This is a genomic window from uncultured Microbacterium sp. (assembly GCF_945952435.1).
Classification (GTDB): domain Bacteria; phylum Actinomycetota; class Actinomycetes; order Actinomycetales; family Microbacteriaceae; genus Microbacterium.
The window spans coordinates 24,054-44,816 of record NZ_CAMFHZ010000006.1; the positions used below are offsets into that span (position 1 = coordinate 24,054).

The window sequence follows — 20,763 nt, forward strand, 5'->3', positions numbered from 1 at the left end:
GCCTGAGCGCATCGCGCGACGGTGGCGGCTCACGCGAGCTGGTTGTTCCACAGGGACAGCGCGGATCCGATCGCCATGTGCATGTCGAGGTACTGGTAGGTGCCGAGGCGCCCGCCGAAGAACACGTCCCTCTCGCCCTTCCCGAGCTCGCGGTAGGCCAGCAGACCGTCGCGGTCCGCTGCGGTGTTCACCGGGTAGTAGGGCTCGTCGCCCCGCTCCGCGAATCGCGAGAACTCCCGCATGATCACGGTCTTGTCGGTGGGATAACGGTCTGCACGCTCCGGGTGGAAATGACGGAACTCATGGATCCGCGTGTAGGGGACGTCCGCGTCCGGGTAGTTCATGACGCTCGTGCCCTGGAAGTCGCCCACGTCGAGGACCTCCTGCTCGAGGTCGATCGTGCGCCACCCCAGCTCCCCCTCGGCGTAGTCGAAGTAGCGGTCCACGGGACCGGTGTACACGATCGGCAGCTGGCCGACCGTCGCCTTCTTGTTCAGCGGCTGGGACTCGTCGAAGAAGTCGGCGTTCAGCTTCACGTCGATGTTCGGATGGTCCGCCATGCGCTCGAGCCACGCGGTGTAACCATCGGTCGGCAGCCCCTCCCACGTGTCGTTGAAGTAGCGGTTGTCGTAGGTGTAGCGCACGGGGAGGCGGCTGATAATCGACGCGGGGAGCTCGCGTGCGTCCGTCTGCCACTGCTTCGCCGTGTAGTCGCGGATGAAGGCCTCGAAAAGCGGGCGGCCGATGAGGGCGATGCCCCGCTCCTCGAGGTTCTTCGCCTCGTGCGCGTCGAACTCCCCCGCCTGCCCGGCGATGAGCGCCCGCGCCTCGTCCGGCGTGTAGGCGGAGCGGAAGAACTGGTTGATCGTGCCGAGGTTGATCGGCAGCGGGTACACCTCGCCCTTGTGCGTGGAGTAGACCCGGTGCACGTAGTTCGTGAACGTCGTGAACCGGTTGACGTACTCCCACACGGTCGGGTTGGAGGTGTGGAACAGGTGTGCGCCGTAGCGATGCACCTCGATGCCCGTCACGGGCTCGTCCTCGCTGTAGGCGTTGCCGCCGATGTGGTGGCGACGGTCGATCACGGTGACCTTGCGGCCCGCCGCGGCGGCGCGCTCTGCGATGGTCAGGCCGAAGAAGCCCGACCCGACGATGAGGAGATCCATGGGTGAAGCCCTTCTGCACGGTTCGCTTCGCGTGCATCGACGATGGCCGCAAAACAGTCCCAGACTAAAGGCTGTGACTCGACGTTCGCTGCATCCGGCGCGCCGTCCGCAGACCCGCGCCGGTAGCATGGTTCCGTCTCCCTCCGCCTGTGGATCCGGGCGGCGAAAGTCGAAGGAATCCTGTTGACGCTCGAAATCTTCTGTCCCTTTTGGGGTGATCCCGACCTCCTCTTCGAGGCGGTCCATTCGGTGCGCGCCCAGCGCAATTCCGACTGGCGGCTGACGGTGATCGACGACTGCTACCCCGACGAGACGATTCCCGCGCGCTTCGCCGAGCTGGAGGACGAGCGGATCACCTATGTCCGCAACGACACCAATCTCGGCATCACCGAGAACTACCGCGCGGCGATTCGGCGGGCCAGCTCCGATTACGTCACGATCCTCGGCTGCGATGACCTGATGCACCCCAACTACGTCGACGTCGTGCTGCGCGTGATCTCCGAGGCTCCGCAGGCCGACGTGGTCCAGCCGGGTGTGCAGGTGATCGACGAGCATGGCGCCGTCATCACACCTCTCGTAGACCGTGTCAAGCAGAGGCTGCTCGCGCCGCGCACACACGGACGCACGGTCGTTCTCACAGGGCCCGATATGGCCACCAGCCTCATTCGAGGGGATTGGCTGTACTGGCCGTCCTTGACGTTTCGGACGGACACCCTGAAGCGGATAGATTTCCGCGAGGGGCTCCCGATCATCCAGGACCTCGCGCTCCTGATGGACATCGCGTTCGACGGCGGTTCTCTCGCCTACACCTCGGAGGTCGCCTTCTCATACCGAAGGCATGGATCGAGCGCATCGCAGAAGACCATCCTCGACGGCCGCCGCTTCCACGACGAGCGCGTCTATTACCGCGCCGCTCGCGGCCTGGCACTGTCCAAGGGATGGCGGAAGACCGCACGGGTCGCCGCGGCTCGCCTGATGTCGAGAATGCATGCGCTGACCGAGGTGCCCGGTGTCATCCGGCACGGGAATGGCGCTGCGCTAAAATCGACGCTGGCGCACATATTCGCAGGTTGAGGCCTCGCCGCTGCGTCAAACGCCGTCGAGGATCGCCCGAACGCCGAGGAGAAGACCCATGCCCGAACACGTCCTGATCACAGGAGGAGCGGGTTTCATCGGCACCCGCCTGGCAGCACGCTTCGCCGCGGACGGCCACGTCGTCACCGCGCTCGACGCGCTCATCCCGCAGGTGCACGGCGAGGACCCTTCCACGACCTCGCCGCTGTTGCGCTCCCTCGACGGCGTCGCCGAGGTCGTCGTCGGCACGGTCGCCTCCAAGGATGACCTCCGCCGCGCTCTCGAAGGCGCGACGATCGTCATCCATCTCGCCGCCGAGACCGGCACGGGCCAATCAATGTACGAGATCGACCGGTACGTCGACGCCAACGTGGGCGGGACCGCGAAGCTCCTCGACATCCTTACCAACGAGGAGCACACGGTACGCAGGATCGTCATCGCCTCGTCGCGCTCGATCTACGGTGAGGGCACCTATGAGACCCAGGACGGACGGCGGGTCTACCCGTCCCATCGTGACGACGCCGATTTGTCCAACGGCGACTTCGAAGTGCACGTTCCTGGTGAAGGGCCGCTGCGTCTGGTCCCCACTGACGAGACCGCGCTCGTACATCCCTCTTCGGTCTACGGAATCACCAAGCAGATGCAAGAGTCGCTCATCATGACGGTCGCGCCGACGATCGACGTCGAGCCCGTCTCCGTGCGCTACCAGAACGTGTACGGCCCCGGGCAGTCGCTGAAGAACCCGTACACCGGAATCCTGTCGATCTTCTCCACCCTGATCCGTCAGGGCAAGGACATCAACATCTTCGAGGACGGCGAGGAGAGCAGGGACTTCGTCTACATCGATGACGTCGTCGAGGCGACGTTCCTCGCGGCAACCGCACCCGCGGCCGCCGGCGGAATCTTCAACGTCGGATCCGGGGTCGCGACCTCGGTGAACGAGGTCGTCGCCGCTCTGTTCGCCGCCTACGGGACCACCGTCCCCACGCATGTCTCCGGGAACTACCGCGTGGGTGACATCCGCCACAACGTGGCGGATGTCACCGCCTTGCGCGAAGTGCTCGGATACACGCCGGCCGTCGCCTTCGAGGACGGCGTGCGACGATTCGCGGAGTGGGTCCTGTCGGAGCCGATCGAGGCGGACGGATACGAGCGCTCGCTCCAGGAGATGGCGCAGCGGAAGCTGCTCAAGTGATCCGGCGCGCGCTGACGGGACGCGCCTTTCCCTATCGCACCAACAGCCTGAACATGTTCCGGCTCGTGCTGGCAATCCTGGTGCTCATCGCGCACTCCTTCTACACGACGGGCAATGGCGTCGGCCCCCGGCTGCACGGCGAGAACATCGGCGGATGGGCTGTCGCGGGATTCTTCGTCCTCAGCGGCTTCCTCATCACCCGCTCACGACTGCGGAGCACCCCTGGCGACTATCTCGTGCACCGTGTCGCGCGGATCTTCCCCGCCTTCCTCGTGTGCCTGGTCGTCACCGCCGCCGTCTTCGCACCGCTGGCACTCCTGATCCAGTACCACTCGCTCCGCGGCTACCTCTCCACCCCGGTCACGCCCTTCGAGTTCATCTGGAGCAACATCACGCTCTTCGTGAATCAGTACGGCATCGGCCGCTCTCTCAGCTCCGTCCCCTACCCCTCGGTCTGGAACGGCTCGCTCTGGACGCTCTATTACGAGTTCCTCTGCTACGTGCTCGTCTGGGTGCTGGGCGCACTGGCCTGGTTCCGCCGGAACGCGATCCTCACGGCCGTCGGCTTCCTACTGATCACGGCCGCGCACGCGCTGGAGCCGATCGTCATGCGCCTCGGCCTCGATGCGAGCTTTCTGCTGTTCCTCAAGCTCGCCCCCTTCTTCCTCGGCGGAGCGGTCGTCTACTTCCTCGTGGACCGCTGGGGGGTGAACGGATGGATCGGGATCGGGGCGCTGGTTGTGGCCGCCACCCTCTGCCTCGCCATTCCCGGGTGGGGCGGACAGATCGCCTCGCCGTTCATCGCCTACGGGCTTCTCTGGCTCTCCACCGTCATCCCGCAGCCCGCATGGATCGCGCGCAACGATGTCAGTTACGGGTTCTACATCTACGCCTGGCCCGTACAGCAGCTGCTCGCCCTCGTCGGGCTCGGCGTCGGCGCGGGGGCTCTCGGCCTCATCGGCTACGATCTGGTCGCAATGGCAGTGACCTTCGTCCTGGCCTGGCTGAGCTGGGTTCTCGTCGAGCGGCGGGTCATGGCCCGCGTCCGTGGAGTTTCGCCCCGCCCGGTACTCGCCTCATCCACCCACGGCACGCCGCTCCCCGAGCGTCGTGCCGAGAGCATTGGTCACTCGTAATGCCTCGCGTCCTCGTCGATCTTCTCTCCTACACCGGCACCAAAGGCGGTATGGAGACGTACACGCGCGAGCTCTACCGCGCCCTGGGCGCGCTCGGAGACGATTGGGAGTATCTCGGTTTCGTCTCCCGCGAGGGTGCGGAGCTCGACCTTTCCTGGTTCCCCGGTCGGATCATCGAGTCGGGTATCAGCGGGGAGAACCGCTTCATCTGGGCGTGGGGAGAGCTGACGCAGGTCTCCCGCGCGGCGAACCGCGAACGAGCGGATCTGGTGCACTCGCCAGCGACGCTCGGGCCGCGGCGAACGAGGATGCCGGCAGTCGTGACGATGCACGACATGCTCTATTGGAGCCACCCCGAGCTGATGACGACTCCGCTCTACAGTGCCCCCGTGCGGTGGATGGAGAGGCAGACGGCGAGAAACGCCACGAGGATCGTGACAATCAGTCCGACCTCAAAGAACGAGCTGGTCAAGTACCTGGGCGTCGCGCCCGACCATGTCGACGTCATCCCCCTCGCCGGACACGCCCCTCTCGACGTCGATCGTTCGCTGGCGGGCAGCGAAGGCCCGCTCATCCTCGCGATGGGCAACCGACGCCCCCACAAGAACTGGGGTGCGCTGATCCGCGCCGCCGCGCTCCTTCCTGCCTCGGAGAGGCCAAGGATCGTCATCACGGGCGGGCGGGGAGTCGATCCGCTGGCGGCGCAGGTGGAGGAGTATGGCGTGGGCGACGCCGTTGAGCTGCGAGGGTGGGTCGATGACGCGGAGGTTGCCCACCTCTACTCGACGGCGACGGCCCTCGCCATCCCCTCTTTCGCCGAGGGCTTCTCCCTGCCCACGCTCGAGGCGATGGCCGCGGGGATACCGACCCTGCTCAGCGACATCGAGGTGCACCGGTACGTCGGCGGATCCGCCGCGCGCTTCTTCCCGCCGTCGGACGACCGGGCCCTGGCTGCGCTGATCGGACGGATCAGCACGGATCCCGCCCTCGTCGCCGAGATGGTGCAAGCCGGGTTCGCGCAGGCCGCGACATTCACCTGGGAGAGGACGGCTCGCGAGACGAGAGCCGTGTTCGAGTCCGCCCTGTTACCGCCTGCGCGCGTCTGACCGTCGCTCCGGTCGGGTTCCGACGGAGCACTCTTGCGCGAGCGCTCAGATCGCCGCGACGGCGCGCGTGCGCGCCAGACCCACGGCATGCATGACCGCACCCGCGATCGGGGCTGCCACGAGTGCGACGAGGATCCGGACGCTCGGCTCACCGGGAGTACTCAGCGCCGCCACGGTGACCATCGCGCTGAGCACCCAGCCGGCCACATACCAGCGGTGCCGCCCCGCCGCGAGCAAGGCGGGCCCGGTGATACAGAGAACGCCCGTGAGACCGGCACTCGCCACGATCGCAGAGAAGACACCGCCGGGAAGTGCCTCGAAACGCGGATAGAACGCGTTCAGCAGAAGGGGGCCGAGCCACCACGCCAGCGCCCCAAGGACGGCGATGAGAGCGAGAAGAGCTCCGACCCAGCGCAGCACGACGGCCACGTGATTCCTGCTGTCCCGGAACTGTACGAGCAGATAGCCCTGGAGGGCGATGAGAGGGACGACCAGGGGTGCTCGAGTGAGGGAGATCACGAGGATCAGCGAGGCGAGCCAGCCCTCGCTGGCGTCCGGAGCGAACGCGCGGAGAAGAAGCGGCAGACCGCTGATCAGCGCCCCCGTGGCCAGCGACGCCACCAAGGTTGCCGAAGTGTTCCGGAAGAGCTGGCCTCGGCCAACATCCAGGCTGAGGTGAGCGGCGACATCCCGTCCCCGCCACGCCCAGATCACGATGACGGCGATCAGGAACGGAACGGCGATCGCCCAGCCCATCAGCACCGGGCTCGCGCCGAGCAGCAGGGCGACCCCGATCGTCCCCGCCCGTAGAAGCGAGTCGGCGATGGTCATCCCGCCCACACCCCGCCAGTCGCGCACTCCGTAGAGCGCGCCGCTCACCGCGGCGACGAGGCAGTATCCGAACGTGGCGACGGCGAGAGCGAGGACAAGAGCAACGGCGTCCGTGGAGAAGATACGAGGCCCGAGGATGAGGAACACGACGAGAACGATTGCCGCGGCGATGACGGCGACGACAGCGGTGAACGATCTCCATGTGCGGTATCCATCACCGGTCGAACCGGAGTGCGACGCGCGAGTGAGTTCCTGCTGCACCCCGGCCAAGCAGGAGACGACGAGGTAGGTCGCCGACCAGAAGGTCGTGAAGGTGAGATACGACGATCTCGTCAGCAGCGGCGGCACCAGCGCCTGGATCGCGTATCCGATTCCACCCGCCAGCACAGTAGCCAGCAGGATCGTCCGCAGCCCCTGGCCTGAGCGTGACCGCTCAGTCATGACGAGGCGGCTCGCCATCCCGCGAGGGGCACCCGGATTCGAGACTCCGGACGCGGCGCGCAAGGCCGTCGTAATCCGCGCGCAGGATCGCGAGCTCCTCCGCCGCGCGACGAATCTCGTCCTCGGCCTGCGAGAGCTCCCAGGAGAGATGCAGGGCGACGCCCAGCAGCAGCAGGATTGCCATCGCGAAGAGGAGGTTCGCGGGCAGAGCGACGCCGAACGCGGCGGTCAGCCCCGAGAGCAGGCCGGGGAACAGCCCGAGGATCAGGATCCCGATGCCGATGATGATCCACAGCGCAGCGTACTTCTCGCGCAGCCGCCGGGTGAGCAGAAGCGCGGTGACCACGGCGAGCATCACGACGGCGAGGGCGACGCCGGTGAGGGCGATCATGCGCTCTCCTCCGTGCGGCGAGGGGTGCGGGGGCGCCGGAGCAGCGCCAGTCCCAACGCGAGCACCGAGCGCGCGAGATAGACGGTCGATCCGAATGCCCCCTGGCTCGGGGTGCCATGCGCACGGGGCCTCATCGCGACGGGGACCTGGGTCACACGCAATCCTGCGTGGCAGGCGACGACCAGCGAGTCGAGGGTGTCGCCGAGATACTCCGCCGGGTAGTACTTGACGTACTGGTCGATGGCTCGGGCGTTCGCGGCACGGAAGCCGCTCGTCACATCGGTGAGCGTGGTGCGGGCCACCCGCGAAACGATCGCAGCGAGGACCACCATGGCCCAGCGACGCGGCCCGCGCACCTTGTAGTCTCCGACGTCGCTGAACCGGGCACCGATCGAGATGTCCGCGTTCTCGAGCCCCGCGACCACGCGCTCGATGTCCGCAGGGTTGTGCTGACCATCGGCGTCGACCTGGATCACCCTGCGGTAGCCATTGCGCTGCGCGTAGGTGAAGCCCGTGCGCATCGCACCGCCCACCCCGAGATTGAAGGGCAGGGTCAGGACAGTGGCTCCGGCTTCACGAGCGACCTGCGAGGTCGCATCGACCGAGCCGTCGTCGACCACGGCGACATGGAAGTCTTTTCCGGCAGTGAGAATCTCGCGCACGGTGTTGCCGACGTTGCGCTCTTCGTTCCAGGCCGGCACGATCACCAGCACGGTGTCGGCAGTCTGCGTCATAATGCCCTCAGTCTATCTGCGCGTCGGTCCCCGACCGGACGAGGCGATTCCGCAACGGCGACGACGTCTAGGCCTCCCGAGGCGCGAACAGCGACGACCAGGTCTCGGCGTCGGAGAGCGCGGAGGCCTGCGCGCGGTATTCGCGCGCGAGCGCCGGCCACCGCCACCACAGAACGACGGCCGACCGCATCGCGCCGAGAAGATGATGGAGCGCGCGCCGACGATCGCGCTGAAGGAGGAAACCGCTCCCACTCGCCGCCGCATGAAGAAAGGTCCTATCGGTCAGCCCGAGAGACCACCACTTGCCGTCCTCGCGGCGCAGGCCCGTCACTGCAGACGGCGAAACGGAGCGCACAGGACGGAACTGGTGCGCGACCACCCTGATCAGGCGTCCGATAGTGGCCGCCGAGCCGCGAGGAGCGACGGGGCGCACCGCGCGCACATCCACGGACAGGTCTGTCGCAGCGATCTGTGTCTGCTCCTCTTCCGCGAGCACGGTGCGGACGACGCCGGGCGTGGAGCGGAACTTCGCGATGAGATGATCGGGCCCCTCGAGGACGTCGCGAACAGCGCGGCGACGGACCGCCGCGGATCCGTATTGCGCGCAGAGCACGTGATTGACGTCCAACGCCACGATGTCGCGCAGCAGTGCCCCTCCCCGTCGGTACGGTGAGTGGATCAGAGCGGCGACAAGCCGATTGTGGAGCTGGTAATAGGCCTGCCAGTCGAGCCCGTCGTCCTTGACGGTCCACGGCACGTGCCACAGGGCGGCGCCGGGGAGCGTCAGCGTAGGGTGTCCGCTCCGTGCAGCCCGCAGTGCGTACTCGGCGTCGTCCCACTTGATGAACAGCGGCAAAGACGCTCCGAGGGCACGCACGACGGACAGGGGAATCAGACACATCCACCACCCGTTGAAGTCGACATGACTCGGCTCGCTCAGGACCGGTGCCCGGTCTGGACGCGCCTCGGAGACATCGAGCCCCGCGAGCGCGGGGCTCACAGGCTCCCACCAGAATCTCCGGCGTTCCACACGCTCACCCCAGGAGTGCACACGCGTGGGCTCGGTCAAGCGCAGCATGTGCGCGCCGATCAAGGGCTCATCCTGGGCGTACTCCGCCCGCGTGAGCATCCGCGACAGCGACTCGGGCTCGAGGACGACGTCGTCGTCCAGGATGAGGACATGACTGGCCTCCGTGGACAGCGCCTTCAGCATCCCGCGACTGAAGCCCCCCGAGCCGCCGAGGTTGTCCTGCTCGATGACCACCAGCCGATCCCCCCAAGGCGCCGCGGCCGCCGCGAAGTCGGGATGGGCATGGATCCGATGGTTCCCTTGATCGGCGACGACGACCTGCAGGATCCGCTCCTGCACGACAGTCTCGTCGGCCAGGCGCGCGATCAGGGCGACACAGTCGTCCGCTCGGTTGAAGGTCGTGATCGCAATCGACGCCATCGCGGGCTCTCGTGCCGGAGCCGGTGCAGCCCACGTCATCTCGCTGATCGTCGCCGTTCGCTCCGCGTCCACGACGAACCAGAGCCACCCTGCCGAGCGGTCGTCGAGCAGCACCGTCGTGGTGAACCCGCCGACGGCGATGGAATCGGCGATCTCGTGCACGGACCCGGCCGCATCGGTTCCAAGAACGCGGATCCGGACGGATCCGTCGACCGTACCCGCGAGGCGCAGCCGGTCGATCCCCGATCCCTGCCAGGCCACCCTCGGAACAGCGCCGAAGTACGTGGCGAACGACGCATGCGTTCCCGCCTCGAGCCTCAGCGCGGTCCGCGAGAGGATCTCGCCCGCGCCCTGGAGCGCGACGTAGAGCTCCTGCGTCCCCGGCGGCACGTGCGCGTCGGGAAGGACAACTCTTTGGACGACCCGCCACTCACCGCTGTCCCCGGAGCTCGTCAACGCATCCGCCTTGCCTGGCGACGCCGTCGCAGGACGTCCACGAGCCGCTGACCGACCGTGCGCCGTTCATCGAGCTGCCGAGCCACCTCGTCCTGCACATAGCGGGCGAGGAAGAGAGGCAGGCCGTCGCCGTGCCCCGCGACGTAGGAACGCAGGGCTTGATCCCTGACCATCCGGTCGTAGAAATCGTGGTCATCACCCAGGACGAACATGCTGTTCCCCAGCGCCCCGACCGCCGTGGGACGCTGCATCCAGTACGCGCGCACCTTGTCGCCGAGGAATCCGATCGGATACCGCGCGGCGACCCTCAGATTGAACTCCCAGTCCTCGGCCGCATGGATATCCTCGCGGTAGTCCCCGACCTCGTCGTGCAGTCGTCGCCGATATAGATAGGCGATGGGCACGAACCTGTTCACCTGGAGGAGCTCCGCGTAGCTGATGCTACGAAGGGTGGGCCAGAACGGCACCCTCCCCGTCTCCTCGAATCCGTTCGTCGTCTCCCGCTCGTAGACGATCTCGGTACGGGCGACCACCCCGCCGTCGCCAGGATGCGCATCGAGCCACGCCGCCGTCGCCTCCAAGAACCCGGGATCCCAGAGGTCGTCATCGTCATGCAGCACCACGTAGTCGGTCGTGACACCGTGAACACCCGCGTTGGCCGCGGCGGAACGCCCGAGCCCGTTCGGGTGATGGATCGTGCTGATGCGGCCTCGCGCTCGGTCGTGGAACCGTTCGACGACCTCGTCGACCGCGTCCGCGTCACCGCCATCGTTGACGACGACCGCGACCCACGAGTCGAACCGCTGAGCGAGGATGTCTTCGAGCGCGCGGGTGAGCATCGTCGGCCGATCCTTGGTGCGCAGGACGATGCCGATTCGGGCCTCCGACGCGATCTGCGCGACCTCTTCCGAGGGTTTCGTGACCACGACGTGTCCCTCCTGCTCACCGACCGTTCGAGGCTATCACCCACATAGAATCTGAACGTGCTGAGCATGCTGAGGGCGCTGTGGCGCCGATCCCGGGCCCATCCGGTGGTCGGAGACGCGTTGCGCGCCGTCGACAGGATCTGGTGGGCGCACACGATCCGCCGCTCCGGAATCGTCGACGTCGACTTCGTCCGCGCCCAGTATCCCGCCCGGCGCATCGGTCTGCGCCGCGCGGTCCGGGCGTATGTCCGAGGCGGATTCCGATACGGCATGGCGGTCAATCCGCTGTTCCTCGAACAGTACGTCTCGGCGCAGCTTCCCGACGCGGGACGTGTTCCCGCGCTCTACGCGTACCTCGTCGCCGACGCGTCCCGCATCGACACGACTCCGGCCTGGAACGCCGCGGAGTACGCCGCGACGCACGCAGCCGCCGCGACCGCCAACGGCGGCCCGGTGGGGCACGCGTGGCGGAGCGCTCTCGGGGGTGCTCGACTGCGAATGCGCTCGGGACGCTCCCTGGACGCGGTCGATCTGCGCCGATCGGCCGGCGCGGTCGACATCGTTCCTCCGCGCCCAGCGGTTCCGGGGGACGCCGCGCTCCTCTCGGACGACCGTCGGGAGCCCTGCCTGATCGTGCTCCGCCTCGGACCTGACGATGCCGACGGTCGCAGCCTCGCTCAGCTCTGCTCACTTCTGGCCGAACCCGAGGCAGACACCCTGCGCGTGCTGCTCCATGCGCCCGAGAAGTCGAGCGGGGACCTCCTGGTCGCCGCCCGTCTGCTCGCTCTCTCCGACCCCCGGGTCGGCCTGGCCAGCTCGGTGCCCGGGGAGCCTGCCACCGGCGAGATTCTGATCGTGCGCGAGCCGGAGACCGATGTCGATGCGGACGCTCTGAGCGCGCTGCGCGTCGCGGCCCGCCACGGGCCCGTGGCGCCCTTGGTCCTCGCCGCGGACGGAACGATAGCGTCCGCGGGCTACGTCGTGCACGACGAAGCGGCTTTCGCGTTCTTGAAGGGTCTTCCCGCCGAGGACGCACGCATGTTCGGGGAGACATGCCCCTCGGCGATCCTGCACGCCCCGGTTCTCGCCCGACGGGTCGGCGACGACACCGCGCCGCGCGTCCTGCTGCACGCGACGGCGATCACGCGGGCGCCGAACCCCGAGGCCGTTTCCGCACCCGATCATCCGGACACGCCCGTCCCCCCGCTCGGGCGTGGCCTCGCCGTCGATCGTTGGTCCGTGAACGGACCCGTGCTCGGCCGCACACGGAGCACGTTCGCACTTCACGACGGCACGACGGTCCCCCGGCTGCGCTGGGCGATCAAGACGGCCGCCCCCGCAGGTCCTCGCGGCGAGAATTGGGGCGAAACGCACTTCGCGCGGGCGCTGGCGGCGGCGCTCGAAAGGCTCGGGCAGTTCGCCGCCGTCGACGCTCACCCCGCGACGCATCGGATCAGCTCCGCGCTCGACGATGTCTCGCTCGTCCTTCGGGGGCCCCGACGCATCGATCCGACCGCATCCGGTCTGCAGCTGCTGTGGATCATCAGCCACCCCGATGAGATCACCCTGGAGGAGATCGCGGGCTTCGATCGAGTCTTCGCCGCTTCCCGCTCCTGGGCAGCGTCTGCGACGGAGCGCTTCACACGCACGGTCGAGCCGTTGCTGCAATGCACAGACGCGATACGCTTCCATCCGACGGGCGCGGAAAGAGATCGCGACATCGTGTTCGTCGGCAACGCTCGCGGCCTCCACCGGCCTGCCGTCATCGCGCCGATCGCCGCGGGGCTGCCGCTGCGCGTCTACGGACCGGACTGGCGCGGCTACATCCCGGCATCACACATCGCCGCCACTGGTATCGAGAACGACGCCCTCCCTCTGCGCTACGAGACGGCGGGCGCGGTGCTCAACGATCACTGGCCGGCGATGCAGCGGCACGGGTTCATCTCCAACCGCCCCTACGACGTCCTCGCCGCCGGCGGCCGCGTGATCAGTGATGAGGTCGAAGGGATCAGCGCCGAGTTCGACGGCGTGGTACCCACGTTCCGTACCGGCGCTGAGCTCGTCGATCTTCTCTCGAACGACCTGGACACGCTGTTCCCCTCCGCCGATGAACTCGCGAGGGTCAGCGCTCTGGTGCGCCACCGTGACTCTTTCGACGCCCGCGCGCGACTTCTGCTCGACCTCGCGGTCGCCGCTCGCTGACGTCCCTCCACGCGCGCTCGCGGATGGCGCCACCCGCGCCGCGACGGGCATCGCCGTGACGGAAGGCCCGCTCGGCCTCGGCAATAGACTGGGAATCATGCCTGCATCGATGGCCTCGCCTTCCTCACCGAACCCCGACGTGCGTTCGGAGGAGAGATCTGGACGCGCGTCCGCGCTCCGCGTCATGCTCGTCGCCGCGCTCGCGCTGCTGTCGCTGCTGGGCTGGGTCTTCGCTTCTCCCGTCGGGTCCAGCCCGGACGACAACTTCCATATGACGAGCATCTGGTGCGCCCAGGGTGAGCGAAGCGGGCTGTGCGAGACCGGAGCGACGCCCGACCAGCGGGCCGTGCTCGCCGAGGTCGCCTGGACTTCGGCCTGCTACGCCACGCGGCCCAAGCACAGCGGGGAATGCGACACTCCCATGCAGGGCATGGTGAACACGGCACATGGGAATTTCGCGGGACTCTATCCGCCCGTCTTCTACGCCACGATGAGCGTCTTCTCCGGCCCCGACGTGCAAACGTCGGTGCTGTGGATGCGCGTCTTCAACAGCGTCCTCGCCGTGATGCTCATCACCTCGGTGTATCTCCTGGTCGACGTGCGATTGCGGAGAGCGATGCTGTGGAGTCTGTTACTCGCCGGAATCCCTACGGGCATCTTCCTCGTCGCCAGCGTCAACCCGAGCGGATGGGCCATCGTCTCGGCCGGAACGCTCTGGGTTTCGCTGGTCGGGTACTTCCGCGCGCCGACGCCGGCACGGAGCATCGCGCTCGGTGGTCTGGCTCTCGTGTCGTCCGTCATGGGGGCGGGGTCTCGCGGTGATTCCGCGGTGTTCGTCGCGTTCGGCGCGCTGCTGGCCGCGGTCGTCGCATTCGAGCGGACCCGACTCTACCTGCTGCGATTGGCCCTGCCGCTCGTCGCGATGGCGATCGGAGCCGCGTTCTACCTGAGCTCGAATCAAGTCGGATCCGCCCTCGGCGGTGAGATGGCCGGCGATCGACCCCCGCACGTCAACATCGTGACCGACTTGGTTCGCACCCTGCTGAACATCCCGAAGCTCTGGGTCGGCAACTTCGGTACGCAGGCACTGGGCTGGGGAGATGTCGCGCTGCCTGCCGTGGTCTGGTTCACGACCCTCGTGCTCTACGCCGGTGTGGCCTTCTGGGGTCTGTCGCATGCGCGAAAAGCCAGCACGAACGTCGCCATCATCCTGGCGGGCATCGCACTGGTCATGGTGCCGAGTGTGATCATCGTGCAGAACGGAGTGGAGGTCGGAGTCCTCGTCCAGCCTCGCTACGTCCTTCCGCTGCAGATCCTGTTCCTCGCGATGATCCTGATGAGCAGCCGACGATCGAGCATGGCGATGACCGCGGTGCAGCGGTGGATCATCATCGTCGGCCTCTCCGGGGCGAACAGCATCGCGCTTTACAAGACCTTCCGGCGGTACCTCACCGGCACCGGCTACTCGGGCTTCGATCTCGACCGCGGCATCCAGTGGTGGTGGCGCGACATGGTCTTGTCGCCGAACACCTTCTGGATCGTCGGCACGCTGGCCTTCGCCGGGCTGGTGTACTTCGCGTCGACCGGATTGACGCGACACGCGCCCGCCACGGTCGCCCTCGTCGGGGCGCCCCGCTGATCGAGCTCTTCAGCCGGCGGGAAGCGTGGGCGGAGCCTGAGAGAAGTAGCGCTCCGTGAACACGTAGAGCACGGTGTCGGCGCCGCATTTCTCAGCTTCTGCAACGACGTCGGGACGTGTGTTGTTCGCGCTCTTGTCGGGGTAGTCAAGATTGTGACGGATCTGGCAGGTGTCCTGGAATGCCTGCGCCCAGATGGGCGCAAGTGCCTCGCCGGTCGAGTCCCGAAGGATGAGCGCACGGCCCGTCCCCGAGGGATTGGTCGTGCTCGCCGGCATGTCGAGCAGCCCCACGGACCCATCCGACGGGCCTTCCTTCTGGTTACCGTCAGCGCCGGTGATCGTGGAGCGGACGTCCGCCCGCTGAACCGCCAGCGTCGGGGTGGTCCAGTCCTCGGGCGTCGACGAGTCTCCGAGGGCCGTGAACTCGTTCGGCGCGACGGAGTTCGTCACTCCGGTCACCGCAGGCACGGTGACCTTCCCCCACAGCGATCCCGGATACAGCGCCGAGGCGCAGGAGACGGTCTGACGCCAGGCGGCGTAAGCACCGTAGGGCGTCCAATGCGAGTTCACGGCCGAGTAGACCGGGGCGTCCTGCTTAGCCTGCTGCATCGCGTCGCGCACGTCGACCACGGGCAGGTGGCCCGAGTGCGCGAGGAACTGTTCGAGATGCGTACGTCCCTGAAGACCGTCTGCCCATTCGGGAAGCTGATCGCGGTATAGCTCCCACTTCGCGGGAGCGACGACGATCACGAGGTTGCGTCCGTCTTTGCGCAGCTGCTTGTCGAGTCCGTCGAAGTAGGTCAGCCACTGGGAGAGCTGGGCATCGAGCCAGGGCGCGCGGCCAAGCGCCTGGGACATGTTCTGGCTCTGCGCGTCACCCCAGAAATCGAAGCCGTCGCGCCCTTCGACACGCATGCCCTGAGCGTCGGGGTGGGCGGCGAACCCCGCCTCCGACTCGGCCGTCCGCGCGCCCGTCCAGATATCGGCTGGATGGGCGGGGAATCCTGTCGATGTGCAGCTTGCGGGCAGCGACGCCTGCTGCGCGGGCTGGGCCAGTACGGCCCGCTGCTGACCTTCCGCGGCCTCGTGCATCGCAATTCGAGTGCTCGCGCCGATGATGGCCAGCACGACCACGATGATCATCAGCACCGCCAGCGGCACGAACTGCCAGATGCGCCGGGCACGCGACCCCGGCTTCGCCTGCTCCACGGCGTGCACGCGATGGAGCGGTGTGCCGCTGCTCATGACTGGGCTCCGCTCTGCGCACGGAGCGATTCGGCGAACCGCGTCGACGAGTAGTCGGGGTTGACGATGACACGTTTGATGCGCATCGTCAGCGGAGACAGCCGGTGCAGCACGGCGGCGAGCCAGCGCGGAGTCCAGTCCTTCAACGACATCGCCGGCTTCTCGATCAAATGCCAGGAGAGGATCGCGAGGACGTGCACCATGACCACGATCGTGAGGTGATAGATGAACCACCCGTGCTTCTGCAGACCGAAGTATGTTGCGAGCGTCATGAGCGGCCACGCGTAGATGTAGATCCCGTAGGAGAAGTCACCGAACCTCGCCCAGCGAGTGAGACGCAGCCGCACGCCGCACCACATCAGGAAGTAAAGGAAGCCGAACTGGCCCACGACGTTCCAGCCACCGAAGGCGTATGTGAACAGCCCCAGCCCGAGCATGCCGAATGCGGCGCGGTCATCGATCGGGATCTTGTCGCCGTGTAGGGCGAAGAGCATGCCGAAGGCGTACGGCGCGAAGAACATCAGGATGAACGGGTCTGCGAACACGCGGTTCAGCCCCGCGATGTTGCCTGCCCCCAACCACTGCAGTGCGTTCAGACCGATCACGATGACCGCGAAGGCGGTGGCGAAGCGCTTGGACGCGAGAGCTCCGAACACCCCCAGAAGACCCACGACGATGTAGCAGAGGAACTCATAAGACAATGTCCACGCGGAACCGTTCCAGTCCCTCACCCCGTGAATCTGGAAATACGGAACCGTCTCACCGAGGCCGGCGATGTTCCGCTGGTTGAGCAGCAGGAACATGTTGTCGAAGAAGTACGTCTTGGGCGACTCGATGACGGCGTTCCAGTATCCGTCGAAAGTACCGTGCACGGTGCGCCAGGCGATCGGAGCGAAGACCAGGACCGTCAGCGCGAGCGACGCCCAGAACGCGGGGAAGATGCGCAGGCAGCGTCGCCAGAAATATCGCCAGATCGTGGACCTGCCCATACGGGACTTTGTGATGAGGAAGCCGGAGAAGAAGAAGAAGCCGGCGACGGCGACGCCTCCCAGGGACTGCTCACGCGAGACCTGAACGCCGAGATCCTCGCCGCCGTAGAACCCAGCGATGGGCCCGGCGTGCGAGAAGATCACCAGGAAGGCCATCAGCCAGCGCAGGAAATCGAGGGAGTTCGCGCGCGGGTCGAAGGCTGCAGCGACGCTCAGCGGACCGCGTCGCATCTCCCTCACGCGTTGTTCCGCTTCGTCGCTGCACGGCCCGAGCGCAGGCGGACGTACGACGCCCGCAGTGCGGCGTACGCCGGGTGCAGAATACGGGCGACACCGGGGAATCTGGTGCGCACGATGCTCTTCGTGAAGCGGAGCAGGCTGGGTGGCGCCTCGAGGCGATCGAGATGCGCACGCTGCTGCATGACCGTGCCCGGCAGGCCCTGACTGAAGTTCTGGAGCTTGTATTCGAGGAACGGGTAGTTGATCGACGCGAGTTCCGTACTCTGCACGGTGTAGACGGGCATACCCGCACCGAGAGACGAGTAGGTAAAGAGGCGTTCGAGCACGTGTGCCAGCGATCCGTCGCCGTACGGCTGGTTCTCGAAGTCCGACCACGTCAGGCCCGCGTTCACCAGAGTGCGCAGAGCGCGCGGACGCGCAATGAACATCGAGCCGTAGGCAGCCACCGGTGTTGACTTATCCAAAGGCGTGGCGATCCCGAGCGACCGGCACAGCTTCGCAGCGGGTTGCTTGTTGTGGTACCACGCCTGGCCCATCGTGGGGAATCCGATGTGGATGACCGGCGGGATCACCATGCCGATCTCGGGATGCTCGGCGAAGAGATTCACGACGTTCGCCGCGTAATGCTCGGAGTGCAGGAGATTGCCGAAGAGATGCCGCTTGAACCAGCCGCCGACGACGGCGCCGTCCTGCGGGGAGCGCTTGGAGTGCAGCTTCACGACGATGTCGAAGTCATCATCCCGAAGCAGATCCGCGCAGCCGAGCAGGAACGCGGACACATCACGCCCCGCGTTAGATTCCGTCACACGGACCTCGTAGGACGCCACACCCCGCTCCGCCAGCGCGGCGTCGAGGATCGTGCGCTTCCCCTTCGTGTCCGTCGTCACCACGATGTGCTTCTCACAGGGCAGCCGATCCGCGTAGTCCATGAGCTCGTCGATCATGTCTTCGTAGTAGCAGTGGATCGCCACCAGGGCGCGCATTCCTCGCGCGCGCTCGAGCTGGGTCTGATCGATCTCCAGCGCATCTGAGAAGATGCGGTGGAGCGAGAAGTTGGTCGCCGCGACGCGCGGCTCCATGGTGCGGGCGACGTTCTCCCAGATCAACTCGACGGGATAGTCCGAACTCTGCTCCAGGACGCTGATCACGTCACGCCCGATGATGGCGTGGTCGGAGAGATAGAGCGGATCGTGGAAGAAGGTGCGTCGTTTCACGATCGGACAGCGCTCGGCCACGAGCTCGACCACATCGTCGAGCACCGGATTGCGACTGGGAAAATCCGTGTACGGATAGACGACTCGCCACCGGAATCCGCGTTCCTCGAAGTGCTGGGCGAACCGCGCCTCATGACGATCGATGGACTGCTCGTAGCTCGTGATCATCGGCATCGTCTCCCAGTACCGCCGGAAGGCCGCGGAGCCCAGCAATGACTTCCGGACCGCCAGCCAGTGCGACTGGATGTGCCGTGGCAGCACGCCGCCCTGTGCGAAGTGGTGCGGGGCGACCTCTGCGTGCTCCGTGATGCCCCAGAAGTCGACATCCCATTCGTCCGTCTTCGCGAACATCTCGGAGAACGGATACACCGGGCCGAAGAACGTGTAGTTCAAGAGGATCAGCTCGTCGTAGTCGGCCAAGCGGTCGAAACCGAACTTTTCCAGCGCTTCCTTGTAACCCCACACGTCGAATCCGACGTTCTCGCGCTCCCACACCTCATCGGACACGCTCTTGAGCGCTGCGCGCCCGTCCTCCGACAGCGGACCGTTGGAGATGACGACGATGTGCTCGACGTGCTCGCGGAGCTTGTCCAGACAGTACGGGATGTAGCGGTCGACGATCCCTTCTCTTTCCCAGAACAGGTAGAAGGCGATGCGCTTCACGGGTCTCCTCACGAACTGGACATTCCGATCGAGTATATCCGCTGGCACTGTAAGTCACCTGAGGCGCCGTCGGCCCGGGCGCCGTGAGGTCTCGCGCCGGGCCGATAGAATGGACGTTCCATGGCTCGCGTCACGCCGTGTGCCCCTCCGCCCGCGGGATACAACGAAGTCTGCCCGATCCGACGAGGAGAGAAGCCTCCATGCCCGATTCGCTTTCCCCGACAGAGCCGCTGCCCGGCAGACACGTGTTGATCGTCAGCCCGGACACCTTCGGACGGAAGATGGGCGGGCCTGCGATCCGCGCCTGGGAGATGGCAAAACGACTGGCCGCGATCGCGGACGTCCACCTCGTGTCGATCAAGAACGCCTCGATCGAGCACGACGACTTCGAGGTCAGCGTCGTCGACGACGACGAGCTGCGCCGACAGGTCGAATGGGCCGATGTCGTCATCGGTCAGGGCGAGGTTTTCACCTTGCATCCGTGGCTCGTGGAAGCCGAGGTCGTGATCGTCGCGGATGTCTACGACCCGCTCCATCTGGAGGTCCTCGAGTCCGCGAAGGACGAGGGCCCTGAGGGGCGCAGCTTCCTCGCTCGCTACAGCGTGGACATGCTCACAACGCAGCTGAAGCGCGCGGATTTCATCATCTGCGCCTCCGAGAAGCAGCGCGACTTCTGGCTCGGTCACCTCGGGTCGCTGGGGCGCATCTCCCCAGAGAGTTACGACGCCGATCGTAGCCTGCGCCGCCTGATCGATGTCGTCCCGTTCGGGGTGTCGGACGACATGCCGACCCAGACGCATCAGGGGATCCGCGGCGCGATCGAGGGCATCGGTACCGAGGACAAGGTCATCCTCTGGGGCGGTGGGGTCTACAACTGGTTCGACCCCCTCACCCTGATCAAGGCCGTCCATCGGATCTCGACCGAACGTCCCGAAGTGAAGCTCTTCTTCTTGGGGATGACCTATCCCAACCCCGACGTGCATGAATCGACGATGGCTGTGCAAGCCATGCAACTCGCGGACGAGCTCGGCCTGACGAACACCCAGGTCTTCTTCAACATGGGGTGGACCGACTATGACGATCGAATCAACTACCTTCTGGACGCGGACGTCGCGGTCAGCACGCACTTCGAACACATCGAGACGGCCTTCAGTTTCCGCACCCGCATCCTGGACTATCTCTGGGCTGGCCTGCCGATCGTCGCGACCGACGGCGACGCGTTCGCCCCATTGATCCGAGACCAGCAGCTCGGTGTCGTCGTCCCCGCCGAGGACGTGGACGCGCTCGTCGCGGCACTGGAGCGAGTACTTTTCGTCGAGGATGCCGAGAGGATCCGTGCCAACGTGCGCTCCTTCGCGCAGACCCTTTCCTGGGAGCGTGCGCTCGCGCCCCTGATCCGCTTCTGTCAGGCGCCGCAGCACGCCGCCGACTACCCGACGACGCGCATCGAATCCTTGGACGCTCACCGCGCCAGGCACATCGAGGTGCTGGAAGCCAAGATCCTCGAGCTGAGCGATCAGCTCGGTGTCGTACGCGACAAGCTGGTCAGCACGCGAGATGAACTGGACGCCGTGTACGACAGCACGTCGTGGCGGTTCTCCGCTCCCGTGCGCATCGCGGGGCGGCTGCGCGGCGCCGGGCGCTGAGCCGTGCTGCGGCTCGGAC

General features: G+C 66.6%; 16 protein-coding genes. 7 read left to right on the plus strand and 9 right to left on the minus strand.

The window, feature by feature from the left end; translation table 11 throughout:
• Positions 1–29: 29 nt before the first annotated feature.
• Positions 30–1,166, minus strand: coding sequence for a UDP-galactopyranose mutase (gene glf, locus Q0P88_RS04430; protein ID WP_295011498.1), 1,137 nt, complete (start codon positions 1,164–1,166; stop codon positions 30–32).
• A gap of 183 nt (positions 1,167–1,349) precedes the next feature.
• Here glf and Q0P88_RS04435 point away from each other — a divergent pair, with 183 nt between their 5' ends.
• The 4 genes from Q0P88_RS04435 to Q0P88_RS04450 are packed head-to-tail and all read left to right on the plus strand — an operon-like array spanning position 1,350 to position 5,677.
• Positions 1,350–2,240, plus strand: a complete 891-nt coding sequence (locus tag Q0P88_RS04435) for a glycosyltransferase family 2 protein (RefSeq protein ID WP_295011500.1) — start codon at positions 1,350–1,352, stop codon at positions 2,238–2,240.
• A gap of 58 nt (positions 2,241–2,298) precedes the next feature.
• On the plus strand, positions 2,299–3,435 hold the full coding sequence (locus Q0P88_RS04440) for an NAD(P)-dependent oxidoreductase (protein WP_295011502.1): 1,137 nt from the start codon (positions 2,299–2,301) through the stop codon (positions 3,433–3,435).
• On the plus strand, positions 3,432–4,571 hold the full coding sequence (locus Q0P88_RS04445) for an acyltransferase (protein WP_295011504.1): 1,140 nt from the start codon (positions 3,432–3,434) through the stop codon (positions 4,569–4,571). Before Q0P88_RS04440 ends, Q0P88_RS04445 begins: the two co-directional genes overlap by 4 nt.
• The gene (locus Q0P88_RS04450; protein ID WP_295011506.1) at positions 4,571–5,677 is read left to right on the plus strand and encodes a glycosyltransferase family 1 protein; all 1,107 of its coding nucleotides are present in this window, start codon (positions 4,571–4,573) and stop codon (positions 5,675–5,677) included. The genes Q0P88_RS04445 and Q0P88_RS04450 overlap by 1 nt, the downstream gene beginning before the upstream one ends.
• A gap of 45 nt (positions 5,678–5,722) precedes the next feature.
• On the opposite strand, the gene Q0P88_RS04455 is transcribed toward Q0P88_RS04450, so the two are convergent.
• From Q0P88_RS04455 to Q0P88_RS04475, 5 genes are all read right to left on the minus strand, one after another.
• On the minus strand, positions 5,723–6,949 hold the full coding sequence (locus tag Q0P88_RS04455) for a hypothetical protein (RefSeq protein WP_295011508.1): 1,227 nt from the start codon (positions 6,947–6,949) through the stop codon (positions 5,723–5,725).
• On the minus strand, positions 6,942–7,340 hold the full coding sequence (locus Q0P88_RS04460) for a DUF2304 domain-containing protein (protein WP_295011510.1): 399 nt from the start codon (positions 7,338–7,340) through the stop codon (positions 6,942–6,944). Before Q0P88_RS04460 ends, Q0P88_RS04455 begins: the two co-directional genes overlap by 8 nt.
• The gene (locus tag Q0P88_RS04465) at positions 7,337–8,074 is read right to left on the minus strand and encodes a glycosyltransferase family 2 protein (RefSeq protein WP_295011512.1); all 738 of its coding nucleotides are present in this window, start codon (positions 8,072–8,074) and stop codon (positions 7,337–7,339) included. The genes Q0P88_RS04460 and Q0P88_RS04465 overlap by 4 nt, the downstream gene beginning before the upstream one ends.
• A gap of 67 nt (positions 8,075–8,141) precedes the next feature.
• Entirely contained in the window at positions 8,142–9,980 is a 1,839-nt protein-coding gene (locus Q0P88_RS04470) for a glycosyltransferase (RefSeq protein ID WP_295011514.1), read from the minus strand.
• Positions 9,977–10,906 (minus strand): glycosyltransferase family A protein, encoded by a 930-nt coding sequence (locus Q0P88_RS04475; protein WP_295011516.1) that lies wholly within the window; start codon positions 10,904–10,906, stop codon positions 9,977–9,979. The genes Q0P88_RS04470 and Q0P88_RS04475 overlap by 4 nt, the downstream gene beginning before the upstream one ends.
• A 57-nt stretch (positions 10,907–10,963) precedes the next feature.
• Between Q0P88_RS04475 and Q0P88_RS04480 the strand changes: the two genes are divergently transcribed.
• Both Q0P88_RS04480 and Q0P88_RS04485 read left to right on the plus strand, forming a co-directional pair.
• Positions 10,964–13,108: a hypothetical protein gene (locus Q0P88_RS04480; RefSeq protein ID WP_295011518.1), complete on the plus strand. Its 2,145-nt coding sequence runs from the start codon at positions 10,964–10,966 to the stop codon at positions 13,106–13,108.
• A gap of 97 nt (positions 13,109–13,205) precedes the next feature.
• Entirely contained in the window at positions 13,206–14,747 is a 1,542-nt protein-coding gene (locus Q0P88_RS04485) for a DUF2142 domain-containing protein (protein ID WP_295011520.1), read from the plus strand.
• 9 nt (positions 14,748–14,756) lie between these two features.
• Here the strand turns inward: Q0P88_RS04485 and Q0P88_RS04490 are convergent, their stop codons facing one another.
• From Q0P88_RS04490 to Q0P88_RS04500, 3 genes are read right to left on the minus strand one after another with little or no spacing between them, the layout of a single operon-like run.
• Entirely contained in the window at positions 14,757–15,992 is a 1,236-nt protein-coding gene (locus tag Q0P88_RS04490) for a hypothetical protein (protein WP_295011522.1), read from the minus strand.
• Positions 15,989–17,212, minus strand: a complete 1,224-nt coding sequence (locus Q0P88_RS04495) for an acyltransferase (protein WP_295011720.1) — start codon at positions 17,210–17,212, stop codon at positions 15,989–15,991. The genes Q0P88_RS04490 and Q0P88_RS04495 overlap by 4 nt, the downstream gene beginning before the upstream one ends.
• 5 nt (positions 17,213–17,217) lie before the next feature.
• On the minus strand, positions 17,218–19,098 hold the full coding sequence (locus Q0P88_RS04500; protein WP_295011524.1) for a rhamnan synthesis F family protein: 1,881 nt from the start codon (positions 19,096–19,098) through the stop codon (positions 17,218–17,220).
• 200 nt (positions 19,099–19,298) lie between these two features.
• Between Q0P88_RS04500 and Q0P88_RS04505 the strand changes: the two genes are divergently transcribed.
• On the plus strand, positions 19,299–20,744 hold the full coding sequence (locus Q0P88_RS04505) for a glycosyltransferase family 4 protein (protein WP_295011526.1): 1,446 nt from the start codon (positions 19,299–19,301) through the stop codon (positions 20,742–20,744).
• The last annotated feature ends 19 nt before the right edge of the window (positions 20,745–20,763 follow it).